This window comes from Streptomyces sp. SAJ15 (assembly GCF_007595705.1).
Taxonomy (GTDB): domain Bacteria; phylum Actinomycetota; class Actinomycetes; order Streptomycetales; family Streptomycetaceae; genus Streptomyces.
The window spans coordinates 91,874-104,455 of record NZ_NISY01000003.1 but is presented as its reverse complement, the minus strand read 5'-3'; the positions used below and the strand labels follow the sequence as shown (position 1 = coordinate 104,455).

Annotated in this window: 17 protein-coding genes and 1 pseudogene; 12 read left to right on the top strand and 6 right to left on the bottom strand. The window is 72.0% G+C overall.

Annotation, left to right across the window (positions count from 1 at the left end):
• The first annotated feature begins 158 nt into the window (after positions 1–158).
• Both rpmF and CD790_RS10595 read left to right on the top strand, forming a co-directional pair.
• Entirely contained in the window at positions 159–329 is a 171-nt protein-coding gene (gene rpmF, locus CD790_RS10600; protein ID WP_144382939.1) for a 50S ribosomal protein L32, read from the top strand.
• Between the two features lie 8 nt (positions 330–337).
• Positions 338–1,636: a GTP-binding protein gene (locus CD790_RS10595; RefSeq protein ID WP_144382938.1), complete on the top strand. Its 1,299-nt coding sequence runs from the start codon at positions 338–340 to the stop codon at positions 1,634–1,636.
• A gap of 353 nt (positions 1,637–1,989) precedes the next feature.
• Here the strand turns inward: CD790_RS10595 and CD790_RS10590 are convergent, their stop codons facing one another.
• Positions 1,990–2,487, bottom strand: a complete 498-nt coding sequence (locus CD790_RS10590; RefSeq protein WP_399217288.1) for a sensor histidine kinase — start codon at positions 2,485–2,487, stop codon at positions 1,990–1,992.
• Between the two features lie 45 nt (positions 2,488–2,532).
• On the opposite strand from CD790_RS10590, the pseudogene CD790_RS35660 reads away from it, so the two are divergent.
• Positions 2,533–3,068, top strand: a pseudogene (locus tag CD790_RS35660) (ABC transporter permease); the annotation flags it as partial.
• A gap of 235 nt (positions 3,069–3,303) precedes the next feature.
• Here the strand turns inward: CD790_RS35660 and rpsN are convergent.
• Positions 3,304–3,609 carry a 30S ribosomal protein S14 gene (gene rpsN / locus CD790_RS10580; protein WP_144382936.1) on the bottom strand — a complete coding sequence of 102 codons (306 nt, stop codon included), beginning with the start codon at positions 3,607–3,609 and terminating at the stop codon, positions 3,304–3,306.
• Positions 3,609–3,845, bottom strand: a complete 237-nt coding sequence (gene rpmB / locus CD790_RS10575) for a 50S ribosomal protein L28 (protein ID WP_144382935.1) — start codon at positions 3,843–3,845, stop codon at positions 3,609–3,611. Before rpmB ends, rpsN begins: the two co-directional genes overlap by 1 nt.
• 69 nt (positions 3,846–3,914) lie before the next feature.
• On the opposite strand from rpmB, the gene rpmG reads away from it, so the two are divergent.
• The 5 genes from rpmG to CD790_RS10550 all read left to right on the top strand — a co-directional run bounded on the left by rpmG (position 3,915) and on the right by CD790_RS10550 (position 6,206).
• On the top strand, positions 3,915–4,079 hold the full coding sequence (gene rpmG, locus CD790_RS10570; RefSeq protein WP_087926956.1) for a 50S ribosomal protein L33: 165 nt from the start codon (positions 3,915–3,917) through the stop codon (positions 4,077–4,079).
• An 8-nt stretch (positions 4,080–4,087) separates the two neighbouring features.
• Positions 4,088–4,354, top strand: a complete 267-nt coding sequence (locus CD790_RS10565) for a type B 50S ribosomal protein L31 (protein WP_144382934.1) — start codon at positions 4,088–4,090, stop codon at positions 4,352–4,354.
• Positions 4,351–5,520 (top strand): GTP-binding protein, encoded by a 1,170-nt coding sequence (locus tag CD790_RS10560; RefSeq protein ID WP_144382933.1) that lies wholly within the window; start codon positions 4,351–4,353, stop codon positions 5,518–5,520. The genes CD790_RS10565 and CD790_RS10560 overlap by 4 nt, the downstream gene beginning before the upstream one ends.
• Positions 5,521–5,605: 85 nt before the next feature.
• Positions 5,606–5,854, top strand: coding sequence for a 30S ribosomal protein S18 (gene rpsR / locus CD790_RS10555; protein ID WP_144382932.1), 249 nt, complete (start codon positions 5,606–5,608; stop codon positions 5,852–5,854).
• Positions 5,855–5,987: 133 nt separating this feature from the next.
• Entirely contained in the window at positions 5,988–6,206 is a 219-nt protein-coding gene (locus tag CD790_RS10550; protein ID WP_144383349.1) for a DUF397 domain-containing protein, read from the top strand.
• Positions 6,207–6,406: 200 nt separating this feature from the next.
• Here the strand turns inward: CD790_RS10550 and CD790_RS10545 are convergent, their stop codons facing one another.
• Positions 6,407–6,952 (bottom strand): ATP-binding protein, encoded by a 546-nt coding sequence (locus tag CD790_RS10545; protein ID WP_144382931.1) that lies wholly within the window; start codon positions 6,950–6,952, stop codon positions 6,407–6,409.
• 305 nt (positions 6,953–7,257) lie between these two features.
• Between CD790_RS10545 and CD790_RS10540 the strand changes: the two genes are divergently transcribed.
• From CD790_RS10540 to CD790_RS10530, 3 genes are all read left to right on the top strand, one after another.
• On the top strand, positions 7,258–8,121 hold the full coding sequence (locus CD790_RS10540; protein ID WP_144382930.1) for a helix-turn-helix transcriptional regulator: 864 nt from the start codon (positions 7,258–7,260) through the stop codon (positions 8,119–8,121).
• 83 nt (positions 8,122–8,204) lie between these two features.
• Positions 8,205–9,662, top strand: a complete 1,458-nt coding sequence (locus tag CD790_RS10535) for an aldehyde dehydrogenase family protein (protein ID WP_144382929.1) — start codon at positions 8,205–8,207, stop codon at positions 9,660–9,662.
• A gap of 134 nt (positions 9,663–9,796) precedes the next feature.
• Positions 9,797–10,348 carry a DinB family protein gene (locus tag CD790_RS10530; protein ID WP_144382928.1) on the top strand — a complete coding sequence of 184 codons (552 nt, stop codon included), beginning with the start codon at positions 9,797–9,799 and terminating at the stop codon, positions 10,346–10,348.
• A 162-nt stretch (positions 10,349–10,510) separates the two neighbouring features.
• Here the strand turns inward: CD790_RS10530 and CD790_RS10520 are convergent, their stop codons facing one another.
• Together CD790_RS10520 and CD790_RS10515 are read right to left on the bottom strand one after the other, a co-directional pair.
• Positions 10,511–11,017 carry a carboxymuconolactone decarboxylase family protein gene (locus CD790_RS10520; RefSeq protein ID WP_186318966.1) on the bottom strand — a complete coding sequence of 169 codons (507 nt, stop codon included), beginning with the start codon at positions 11,015–11,017 and terminating at the stop codon, positions 10,511–10,513.
• Positions 11,018–11,125: 108 nt separating this feature from the next.
• The gene (locus CD790_RS10515; protein ID WP_144382926.1) at positions 11,126–11,836 is read right to left on the bottom strand and encodes a VOC family protein; all 711 of its coding nucleotides are present in this window, start codon (positions 11,834–11,836) and stop codon (positions 11,126–11,128) included.
• Between the two features lie 95 nt (positions 11,837–11,931).
• On the opposite strand from CD790_RS10515, the gene CD790_RS10510 reads away from it, so the two are divergent.
• Complete coding sequence (locus CD790_RS10510; RefSeq protein WP_144382925.1) at positions 11,932–12,555, top strand: PadR family transcriptional regulator; 624 nt, start codon at positions 11,932–11,934, stop codon at positions 12,553–12,555.
• The last annotated feature ends 27 nt before the right edge of the window (positions 12,556–12,582 follow it).

The window sequence follows — 12,582 nt, the reverse complement described above, 5'->3', positions numbered from 1 at the left end:
GGTCTGACAACGGCTCATAAGGCGAGTAGAAATGGGAACCATTTTCATATAGCGTGCCTCCCGTCCCCCAAGACACCTCGTCCTCACGGCGGCACGTCCCCCAGGACACCCGTCCTCCGGGACGACCCAGCGCCCGCCCCGACCGGAGAGGCCACCTCATGGCAGTCCCCAAGCGCAAGATGTCGCGCAGCAACACCCGCCACCGCCGCGCCCAGTGGAAGGCCGCCCCGCCCGCCCTGGTGACCATCACCGTCGACGGCCGCGCGGTCCGGGTCCCGCAGCACCTCGTGCGCGCCTACGAGCGCGGCCTGCTCCGCCCCGAGGACTGACGCACCCCATGGACCAGCTCCTGGACCAGCACTCGGCGCAGCACCCGGACCGGCACCCCGAGCAGCTCCCGTGCGAGCCCCGCGGCGGTGCCGCGCGCCGCCTCCCGGTCACCGTGCTCTCCGGGTTCCTCGGCGCCGGTAAGACCACGCTCCTCAACCACGTCCTCGGCAACCGCGACGGGCTGCGGGTGGCGGTGATCGTCAACGACATGAGCGAGGTCAACATCGACGCCGCGCTCGTCCGCGGCGGCTCCGCGGCCCTCTCCCGCACCGAGGAGCGGCTGGTGGAGCTGACCAACGGGTGCATCTGCTGCACCCTCCGCGACGACCTGCTGGAGGAGGTCGACCGGCTGGCCCGCGCGGGCCGCTTCGACTACCTCCTCATCGAGTCCAGCGGCATCTCCGAGCCGATGCCCGTCGCCGCGACCTTCGCCTTCCCACGCGACGACGGAGCGACCCTGGGCGACGTGGCCCGGCTGGACACCATGGTCACCGTCGTGGACGCGGCCGGCTTCGGGCGCGAACTGGCCGGTGGCGACGAGCTGGTCGAGCGCGGCCTGGACCAGTACGAGGACGACCAGCGCACCGTCAGCGACCTGCTCATGGACCAGGTCGAGTTCGCCGACGTCATCGTCCTCAACAAGCTCGACCTGGTCGACGCGGCCGAGGGCGAGCGACTCCAGGCGGTGCTGAGCCGGCTCAACCCCGCGGCCCGGATCGTGCCCGCGCGGCACGGGCGGATCGCCCCGTCCGACATCCTCGGCACCGGCCTGTTCGACCTGGAACGCGCCCAGGAGGCACCGGGCTGGGTCCGGGAGCTCAACGGCGACCAGGTCCCGGAGACCGAGGAGTACGGAGTCTCCTCCACCGTCTACCGCGCGGAGCGCCCGTTCCACCCGGTGCGCCTGTGGGACTTCGTCACCAACGGCCTGGACAGCGGCCGGTACGGCCGCATCCTGCGCTCCAAGGGCTTCTTCTGGCTCGCCTCGCGCCCGCGCGTGACCGGCCTGTGGTCGCAGGCGGGTGCCGTCGCCCGCTTCGAGCCCTCCGGGGTCCGCGCCTCCGGGGACGCCCGTGGCCAGGAGCTGGTCTTCATCGGCACCGAGCTGCGCCCCGAGGCCCTGCACGCGGCGCTCGACGCCTGCCTGCTGACCCACGGCGGCGACGCCCCGGGGCCCGACCCCTTCCCGGCCTGGGACGCATACGGGGTGGACGACGCCTGCGACCACGAGCACGGCCATGAGCACGGCCACCAGGACGGCCACCAGTACGGCCACGAGGACGTGAACGTGATGCTCGGCGCGTGACGTGGTGCCCGCCGTCCGACGACATGCCGCTTCGTGCGGGAACGTGCCGCTCAGCGCGTGAGGAACTGCGGAGCGGTACGGCCCCGCCCGCCGGCCCGCGCCGTTGACCAGCGTGACCTGCACCCGGTCGGGCCGGCTGCCGTGCAGCAGCGACTGGGCGCGGGCCAGCGTGCAGACCAGCTGCCCGGTGGCCAGGTCGGGCTGGGGCACCACCTGGTCGGACAGCCGCATGGTCACCCGGTTCCCGGGCGTCGCGGTCGCGTCGAACGTCCCCAGGGGCTCGACGAGCGTGGTCAGCCCGGCGGCGCGCTCGTCAGCGGTGGGCCCGGCGGCCAGCAGCTTGAGCGCGCCGTTCAGCGAGTCGACGCGCCGCTCCGGGCGGGAGACGCTCCGAAGCCCGTCGTCGGAGCCGAAGTACAGCCGCAGCCCGCCGAGCGCCGGCGTGGCAGCCGCAGCGTGAACAGCGCGCCCCCGCCCGGCCGGTCGGCGACCTCGATGGTGCCGCCGTGAAGCCGCGCGTTCTCCAGCGCGATCGCCATGCCGAGGCCGCTGCCCTCCGAGCGGGCACGGGCGGTGTCGGCCTTGTAGAAGCGGTCGAAGACGCGCCGAGCGGTCTCCGGCGCCAGCCCCGGCCCCCGGTCTGACACCGCGATCCGCAGCTCCTCCGAGCTCGCCTCCAGACCGACCGTCACCGGTGGGGCTCCGTGCCGCAGCGCGTTGCCGACCAGGTTGGCGACGACGACGTCCAACCGGCGCCGGTCGACCCGGGCCCGTGCGCCCTCCGGCAGCACGGCGTGCACCCGGCCGGACCAGCCGCGCGCGGCGAGCGTGCCCCGCACCACGTCGGCCACATCGGTCTCATGGAGGGTGAGGGCGGCCGCCCGGCGTCGAAGCGGGAGATGTCCCCGGACGCCTCATGGAGGGGGTGCGCGAGGTGCTCGCCCGCACGGTCAACCCGGGCGCTGAGGAGACGGTCGAGGTCAGCCGGCCCTCGGACGCCCTCGCGGCCAAGGGCGGCCACCGACAAGGGGCTGACCACCCTCACGCTGGGCGCTGGGCGCTGGGCGCTGGGCGCTGGGCGCGGTGGCGCTGCTGGTCGGCGGCGTCGGAGTCGCCAACACCATGGTCATCTCCGTGTTGGAGCGCCGCCAGGAGATGGGCTGCGCCGGGCGCTCGGCGCCACCAGGGGTGCCGTCCGTCGGCAGTTGCTCGCCGAGTCGCTGCTGCTCTCCGCCCTGGGCGGCCTCGTCGGCGCGGCCCTCGGCTCCCTGGCCACCGTCGGCTTCGCCGCGGCCCAGGGCTGGCCGTGGTGCCCGTCTGGGCGCTCGCGGGCGGCCTCGGCGCGACGCTCCTCATCGGCGTGATCGCCGGCCTCTACCCGGCGATCCGGGCCTCTCGACTCCACCCGACGGTGGCCCTGACGGCGACGTGAGGCGTCCGCGCGGGCGGGGATGGCGCGTGTGTCGACGTGGCCGCGCGAGGTCCGCTACGTCGAGGCGTCCGCGCGGGCGGGGCGGCGCGTGACCGCCCCCGGGCCCGTCCGCACCGCGCGGTGGACCGCGGTGCGGACGCCGCGCCCCGGGCCACGCCGCCGCGAGGCCCGGGGCGCGGCGTCCGGCGTTCGGTACCGCCCGCGCGGCTCACCCGGTCACCGGATCACCGCACGCTCACCAGCTGGACTTGCGCACTCCCGGCAGGTACCCGGCATGCGCCTGGGTGCGGAGGTTGACGCGGGAGAGGCCGAAGGCGCGGAGGTAGCCGCGCGGGCGGCCGTCGACGCTGTCGCGGTTGCGGACGCGGGTGGCGCTGGCATCGCGCGGCTGGCGGCTCAACTCGCGCCGCGCGGCGTCGCGTTCGGCGTCCGGTGTGCGCGGGTCGCGGATGACGGCCTTGAGGACCGCGCGGCGCGCGGCGTAGCGGGCGACGACGAGCCGCCGCTGCTCGTTCTTTGCGATCTTGCTCTTCTTCGCCATCAGACACGCTCCCCACGGGCCCGGATCCGGGCCACGGCGGCCTCGATGCCGATGGTGTCGACGGTCTTGATGCCCTTGGCGCTGAGGGTGAGCCGCACGTGTCGACCCTCGCTCGGCAGCCAGTAGCGCTTGCGCTGGATGTTGGGGTCGAAGCGGCGCGAGGTGCGCCGGTGGGAGTGCGAGATGGAGTTGCCGAAGCCGGGCTTGCGTCCGGTGAGCTGGCAGTGGGCGGACATGGGTCAGTGCCTCCCGGGGTGCCGCGAGGGCTTAATGAAAATGGAAACCATTTCTGTATAGTAGCTCGTATGGCCCGCAACGAACTACGCCCCGTGATCAAACTCCGGTCCACCGCCGGCACCGGCTACACGTACGTCACCCGCAAGAACCGCCGGAACGACCCGGACCGGATGGAGCTGCGCAAGTACGACCCGGTGGCCGGCCGCCACGTGACCTTCCGAGAGGAGCGCTGAGCAGCCCGATGAAGCCCGGCATCCACCCTCCGTACGGGCCCGTCGTCTTCCGTGACCGGGCCGCCGACTTCGCCTTCCTCACCCGCTCGACCGCCACCAGCGACAAGACGATCGAATGGGAGGACGGCAACACCTACCCGGTCATCGATGTCGAGATCTCCTCGGCGAGCCACCCCTTCTACACCGGCACCGCCCGGGTGCTGGACACCGCCGGCCGCGTCGAGCGGTTCGAGCGCCGGTACGGGAGGCGCGGGAGCCGCGGGGCCGCCCGATGAGCGGCCCGCGGCGGCTGCCCGACGCCCTGCCCGTGGTGCTGGTGGCCGGGCTGCACACCGACGCCCGACAGGCGGTCGTCGACCGACTGCTGGGCGCCGTGCCCGGCGCCGTCGCGCTCCACCACGACCTGGCCTCGGCGGCGGACGGCACGGTGCGTCGGACCGTCCGGGACCGCCGGGGCACGCTGGACGAGGGCGAGGTCCCGCTGGTCAACGACTGCGCCTGCTGCGCGCTGCGCGAGGACCTGATGCCCGAGCTGGAGCGGCTCGCCGAGGGCGGGTCGAGCGGGCTGGCCGTGGTCGAGCTGTGGGACTCGGTGGAGCCGCAGGCGATGGCCGAGGTGGTGGCAGCCTGCGCCGGTGAGCGGCTGCGGCTGAGCGGCGTGCTCACCGCGGTGGACCCGGCGCTGCTGCTGCCGTTCCTCGGCTGCGGGGACGACCTGGCCGAGGTGGGGCTGGCGGCCGCGGCCACCGATCAGCGTACGGTCGCCGACACCTTCGCCCGCCAGTTGGAGTACCCGTCGGCGCTGGCCGTCGTCGACGGCGACGAGGCCGCGGACGCCGCGGACCGCGCGCTCCTCGCGCAGCTGCACCCCACGGCCCGTCAGGTGGCCCTGGACTCCCCGGACCTCGCCCGGGAGGCGCTCGCCGGATTCGACGTGGAGGCGGCCGCGGCCCGGCAGCACCCGGCCTGCGCGCTGCTGCCGCAGGCCGCCGACGCCGACGGGGTCACCACCTTCGTCTGGCACCGCGTCCGCCCCTTCCACCCCGGTCGGCTGTACGCGGCGCTGGAGGACCTCAGCTGCGCGGCGGCGCGCAGCCGGGGCCGCTTCTGGCTCGCCGACCGCCCGGACACGCTGCTCTCCTGGGACGCGGCGGGCGGCGCGCTGTGTGTGGAGAGCGTGGGGCCGTGGCTGGCCGCGCTGCCGGAGGCGGCGTGGGAGATGGTGCCGCCGACCCGTCGGGTGGCCGCGGCCCTGGACTGGGACGCCGAGCACGGCGATCGTGCCCAGCACCTCACCTTCACCTCCCCCGGCCTGGACGCCGAGGCGCTGGCGTCGCTGCTGGAGTCCTGTCTGCTGACGGACGAGGAGTACGCGACGGGCCCCGAGGCGTGGCGCGACCTCTCCGCCGCCTTCGACCAGCTCCTCGACCCGGTCTCCTGAGGCGCTCTCCTGAATGCCCCGAGGGGCCGCGAATTCCCGGGCGGCCCCCTTATGTCCCGTAAAAACTGAGAGAAAGGACTCGCACATGCCAAGAAACGGTGCGCAGCGCGGAGCGAATCGCAAAAATCTGAAGCCGCGGCCGAACCCGTTGGACGCCGCCGGCGTCACCTATATCGACTACAAGGACACGGATCTGCTGCGGAAGTTCATATCCGACCGGGGGAAGATCCGCAGTCGGCGGGTCACACGCGTGACCGCGCGGCAGCAGCGGCAGATCGCTCGGGCCATCAAGAACGCCCGGGAGATGGCTTTGCTGCCCTACGGCTCGCGGTGATCATTCCGCCACTGCGCGTGCACGTGCATCCGCTCGCGCGTCGGCACGTGAACGAGGCTATGATCCGGGGCAGTTGGTAGCTGCACCGATACATCCGGAGAGCCCTGTGCGCGACGACCACCCCTTCAACGGCATGGCGGCGGCGGATCTCCATGGGGTCGTCTGGCAGAAGAGCCGGCACAGCAACTCCCAGGGTTCCTGCGTCGAATTCGCCAAACTCCCCGGTGGGGAGGTCGCCATGCGCAATTCCCGCTTCCCCGACGGCCCGGCCCTGATCTACACCCCGGCGGAGATCGCGGCGCTGCTGCTCGGCGCCAAGGACGGGGAGTTCGACCACCTGGTGGGGGACTGAGGGCGGACGGCGGTACGAGGCGTCGTACGGTGTTCCCCACGGCTGCCGTACGACGGCTCCCGTGACTGCTGTACCGGTGTTCCCGGCGGACCGCCGTACGGCCGCCGTGCGGCCGCGGTACGGCGATGCGGCGGGAGCGGTGCGGATGTGGCGGTGGGTGACGCGGACGCGGCGTGGCGGGTGGCGCCGACGCGGCGGAGTCAGCCGCGTCCGGTCTGGCGCGGCAGCAGGAAGAGGGCCCACACGATCTTGCCGTGCAGGGAGCCCGCCAGCGGGTGCCAGCCCCAGCCGTCGCTGTAGGACTCCACGAGGTGGAGCCCCCGCCCGGACTCCTCACCGGAGTCCGCCTCCCCGGCGGTGGGGCTCTCCTCGCTGGGGTCTCGCACCGCGCAGACCAGGCGGGAGGCCCAGCGCATCAGGTGGAGACGGACATGCGCCTCATGGCTGTCGGCGGGACCGAGGGGGCCGTCGCCGGTGGCGCGCTCGGGCCGGCCGACGGGGAGCGCGTGGCGCAGGGCGTTGGTGACGAGCTCGGAGACCACCAGCGCCACGTCGTCGAAGAGCTCCGGCAACTCCCAGCGCTCCAGCGTCGCCCCGGCGAAGTGGCGGGCGCCCCTGACCGCCTCGAAGCGGGCCGGGAGCGCGCAGGAGGCGGAGTCGGAGAGATCGGGCAGCGCCGTGGAGGGGTCGACGGGAGGCAGTCCTCGCCACAAGGGCTCCAGCGTGGCCGAGCCGTTGGTCCCCATGCGAGCACTCCTGCACCTTCGTGGCCGTGATGATCCTGGCTGGACCCCATACGAGCTTGCATGTGCGCGATCCCCATCGTTCCGAATGCGTAAGGCAGATGCAAGGGCAGATGCACGTGCACGCGCACGCTTTGGGGAAACCTGCGGGGGTTTGCTCGCGATTCTTCCTACGCTGTCCTGCGTACGTATCGCGGCTGAGTAACGACATGTGCACAGCGCGAAGCCCTAAGGTGGCAGACTTCGCCGCCGGGGGTGCCGGGGGTCGCCCCCGGAAGGGTGTGTTCCGTAGAGGGAGGGTCACGGGAATGACCGCAAGCGAGTCGAGTGGATCGGTGGTACGCCGCATTCTTCTGGGCTCCCAGCTCAGGCGGCTGCGCGAGGCACGCGGCATCACGCGTGAGGCGGCCGGCTATTCGATCCGTGCTTCCGAATCAAAGATCAGCCGCATGGAGTTGGGGCGGGTGAGCTTCAAGGCGCGGGACATCGAGGACCTGTTGACGCTCTACGGCGTCAGCGACGACGGGGAGCGGGCGGCGCTGCTCGGGCTGGCCCGCGAGGCCAATGTGGCCGGGTGGTGGCACAGTTACGGCGATGTGCTGCCGGGGTGGTTTCAGACATATGTGGGGCTGGAGGGAGCCGCCTCGCACATCGCCTGCTACGAGGTGCAGTTCGTGCACGGGCTGCTGCAGACCGAGAGCTACGCCCAGGCGGTCGTCACCAGCGGTCAGCCCACGGCCTCCGAGTCCGAGGTGGAGCGCCGCGTGGCGCTTCGGCTGGAGCGCCAGAAGCTGCTGGTCGCCGAGCAGCCGCCGGAGTTCCACGTGGTGTTGGACGAGGCGGCGTTGCACCGCCCCTACGGCGGCTCGCGAGTGATGCGGGGGCAGCTGGAGCACCTCATCGACGTCTCAGAGCAGCCGAACGTGACGCTCCAGGTGATGCCGTTCGCCTTCGGCGGGCACGCCGGGGAGAGCGGCGCGTTCACCCGGTTGCGCTTCCCCGAATCGGACCTGCCGGACGTGGTCTATCTGGAGCAACTCACCAGCGCGCTCTATCTCGACAAGCGCGAGGAAGTCGCCCATTACGAAAGGGTTCTGGGGCGTCTGGCCGCCGACAGCCTGTCACCCGAGAACAGCCGGGAATTGCTCGAACGGTTGCTTCAACTCGCGTAAGACGTATGTAGCATGACGTGCCATCAGGAGCCCCACAGACGCTTGGGTGTCAAGGGCACCCAGCCCTCCAGATAGGGACGGTCATGTCCTACTTCTCCGAGTTGGCGTACCAGTACATCGACGGCGAATGGCGACCCGGGAGCGGCTCCTGGGACATCGTCGACTTCAACCCGTACAACGGGGAGAAGCTCGCCTCGATCACCGTGGCCACGGTGGAGGAGGTGGACCTCGCCTATCGGGCCGCCGAGCGGGCGCAGCGGGAGTGGGGGAGCACCAATCCCTACACCCGACGGCTGGTCTTCGAGCGGGCGCTGCGCATCGTCGAGGACCGCGAGAAGGAGCTGAGCGAGGCGATCATCGCCGAGGTCGGCGGCACCCACTTCAAGGCCGCCTTCGAGCTGGGCCTGGCGAGAGAGTTCCTGCGCGAGTGCGTCCAGCTGGCGCTGCGCCCCGAGGGGCGGATCATCCCGTCGCCGATCGACGGCAAGGAGAACCGGCTGTACCGGCTGCCGGTCGGCGTGGTCGGGGTGGTCAGCCCCTTCAACTTCCCGTTCCTGCTCTCGCTGAAGTCGGTCGGTCCCGCGCTGGCGCTCGGCAACGGCGTGGTGCTCAAGCCGCACCAGAACACCCCGATCTGCGGCGGCAGCCTGCTGGGTAAGGTCTTCGAGGAGGCCGGACTGCCGCCCGGGCTGCTCAACGTGGTGATCACCGACATCGCGGAGATCGGCGACGCGCTCATCGAGCATCCGGTGCCCAAGGTGTTCTCCTTCACCGGCTCGGACAAGGTGGGCCGCCATGTGGCCACCGTCGCCGCCTCGCACTTCAAGCGCACGGTCCTGGAGCTCGGCGGCAACAGCGCGCTGATCGTGCTGGACGACGCCGACATCGACTACGCGGTGGACGCGGCGATCCTCAGCCGCTTCGCCCACCAGGGCCAGATCTGCATGGCGGCCAACCGGATCCTGGTGGACCGCGCGGTGGAGCGGGAGTTCACCGAGAAGTTCGTGGCGCGGGTGCGCGGTCTGAAGGTGGGCGACCCGAACGACCCCACCACGCAGATCGGCCCGCTCATCAACGAGACCCAGGCCGAGAACCTCACCTCGCTGGTCGGCCAGACCATCGCCGACGGTGCCACGGCCCTGGTGCGGGGGGAGACCCACGGCACCCTGGTCGGCCCGACCGTGCTCACCGACGTCCCCGAGGGCTCGGCCGTGCTCCACCAGGAGATGTTCGGTCCGGTGGTCGTGCTCATCCCCTTCGACGGAGACGAGGAGGCCGTCGAGATCGCCAACGCGACCGACTACGGCCTCAGCGGCGCGGTCCACACCGGCGACATCGAGCGCGGTGTCCGGCTCGCCCGACGGGTGGAGACGGGCATGATCCACATCAATGACAGCTCGGTGCACGACGAGCCGATCGTGCCGTTCGGCGGCGAGAGGCACTCGGGGCTGGGACGGCTCAACGGCGACGCGTACATCGAGGCGTTCACCACGACCAAGTGGATCTCGATCCAGCACGGGCGCACCCACTTCCCCCTCTGACCCGCGCTCTTCCGGCGCGCCCCCGCGCGGGCGCGTCGAACGCGGCGACCGCGGGTGGACTTGAGGACAGAACCTGACCGCATGGGGTCCTACTGTCGCAGATGTCGAGGACGAGCCGACGGAAGGCGGACCCCATGCCCACCCACGTGATCGAGACCAACCCGGCCGACGAGCGCGGCACCCTGCTGGCCTTTCTGGAGGCCCAGCGGGGCGGTGTGCGCCGCGCGCTGCTCGGACTCGGCGACGAGCAGGCGCGGCAGCAGCCGAGCGCCAGTCGACTCTCCCTGGCCGGCCTGCTCAAGCACGTCGCCGAGACCGAGCTGAACTGGGTGGAGACGGCCCGGCGGGTGCCGCACTCCATCCGGCGCGACGAGACCACCTGGCACCTGGGCTTCCAGTTGGAGGGCGGCGAATCGGTCGCCTCCGTGCTGGACTTCTGGGACGCGGTGGCCCGACAGACGGAGGAGTACGTCCGCTCGGTCCCCAGCCTCCAGGACACCTTCCCGCTCCCCGACGCGCCGTGGTTCCCCCAGGGCGGCCGGGTCTCGGTCCGCTGGCTGCTCCTCCACCTGATCGAGGAGGTCGGTCGCCACGCGGGACACGCGGACATCATCCGAGAGTCCCTGGACGGCAAGACCGCCTTCGAGCTGGTCGACGAGGCGGCACGGGCGGGGGCGGGGGTGTAGGGACGGCGCCGGGCGTCGGCCCGCTCGGCCCCGGGCGTCGGTCGCTCGGGCCCGGCCCCGGCCCCGGGCGCCGGTCGCTCGGACAGGGCCGGGCCCCGGGTGTCGGCCGAGGCCCGAGGCCCAAGGCCGGAGGCCCGAACGCCGCTTCTCAGTCGGGTGGTTCTAGTTCCACGGGTCGGTGAACGACCGGCCCGGGACCGGCTTGGCGATCAGGGCCAGCGGGATGAAGAAGCCGACCTGTCCGATCGCGATGGCCAGGGTGGCCAGCGCCTTGGGCTCGTAGTGCTCGGCCGCCTGGGCGTAGAGCTCGTCGGTGACCCGCTCGCCGCGCGGGGACGGCTGGAAGACCGCCTCCACGAGCGCCAGCGCGGCGCGCTCGGCGGGGGTGAAGTACGGCGCGTCCTGCCAGGAGGACACCGCGGTGATCCGCTCCTCGGACTCCCCGGCCTTGCGCAGGAATCCCGTGTGCAGGACGGTCAGGTAGGTGTTCTCCACGATCTGGCCGGCGCGCAGCTGGAGCAGGCTGATCGTGGTCCGCGGGACCGAGTGGTTGCCGGTGGCCTTGAACAGCGCCGCGGAGACCTCCGCCAGTTCGGGGACGAGCTCCTGGGGGTCCTGGGACATCCGCGGCCCCATCGGCACCTCCGCGGTGATCGCACGCGCTTCCATCTCCGTCTCCTTTCGGGCTTTCACGTTGCTGTCACCCCACTGACGGATCGCCGCGCGGAAGTGTGACCGCCGGCGGCCCCCGACTTCTGGAAGCCGGGGGCCGGGCGCTCAGGAGGACGGGTGCTCGCGCAGGTCGTCGGCCCGGCGGAGGATGTCCTGAAGGGCCAGGCGCTGCTCGGGGGTGAGGGGGACGGCGGCGGCGCGCGCCAGGCAGTCGCGGGCGTGGTCCGCGTCGCCCAGTCGGGCGGCCATCTCGGCACGCAGCACGAGCAGGGGCGCCAGTCGCGACGGCGGCGGCGCCCCCTCGGCGGAGAGCGCGCGGTCCAGGACGCGGGCGGCGGCCGCGGGGTCGCCCTTGGACTCGCCGAGCAGCGTGGCCTGGTGGAGGGCGCGGGCATAGCGCTCCGTCGGCGCCGGACGGTGCTCGAAGGTGTCCGCGACGGGCCGGCCGACGCGGAGCGTGTTGCCGCCGGGGTCGGTCAGCAGGAACTGGCGCATCCCGTACGTGGTGTCCTTCAGCGCTCCGAGGCGGGGGAGCCCCCGGGTCGGGATTCTGCCCAGCGACGCCTTCAGCCCCGACCGGAACGCCTCGTAGAGCGCGTCGACGTCGTCGGTCCGCACGTAGCAGGTGCTGTAGGAGGACGCCGGGTCGTACGACTTCATGCCGAAGAAGTGCAGTGCGAGCTCGCCGCGCGCGAGTGCGACATAGGGGTTGGGGCTGCGCTGCTGGAAGGTCACTTCGAAGCCCAGGGCGGGGTAGAAGGCGGTGATGTCGTCGATGGACCGGCAGGGAAGCATCGGAATCACGGTCTCGGCCATGGAGCGAGCCTGGCATCGGTTCCCCTGCTAGTCAAACTTGATTAGACGCGCCCACTAGTCTGGGAGCGGGGCAGGTCCGACGGAATGAGGAGACGATGTCGGCGATCCGGCTGCTGGTGCTCGGCGCGGTCCGCCAGCATGGGCGGGCACACGGGTACCAGGTCCGCAACGACCTGGAGTTCTGGGGCGCGCACGAGTGGTCCAACGCCAAGCCCGGATCGATTTACCACGCGCTGAAACAGATGGCGAAACAGGGACTGATGATCGCCCACGATGTGGCGCCGAGCACGGCGGGCGGCCCGCCCCGCACGGAGTACGAGCTCACCGAGGCGGGCCAGGTGGAGTACTTCAAGCTGCTGCGCGAGGCCCTGGTGCGCCACGACCAGAAGATCGACGAGCTGACGGCCGGGGTCGGGTTCATCGTCGACCTCCCCCGGGCGGAGGCCATCGCCCTGCTCAAGGAGCGGGTGGCGGCCCTGGAGCAGTGGCGGGCCGAGGTGACCCGGCACTGGATGCCGCCGGACGGCGGTTCCGACGAGTGGGGCCACATCGGCGAGATCATGAAGCTCTGGGTGGACTCCTCCGACAGCGGAGCCGAGTGGACCCGTGGACTCATCAAACGCCTCGAGGGCGGCGCCTACGTCATGGCGGGCGAGGGGAAGCGCTCCGTGGACGTGCTGCCCGAGGGGGCGAAGAACCCGTACGCCGCCTCGGAGTGAGGCCCGGGTGACGGACTCCGCGCGGCG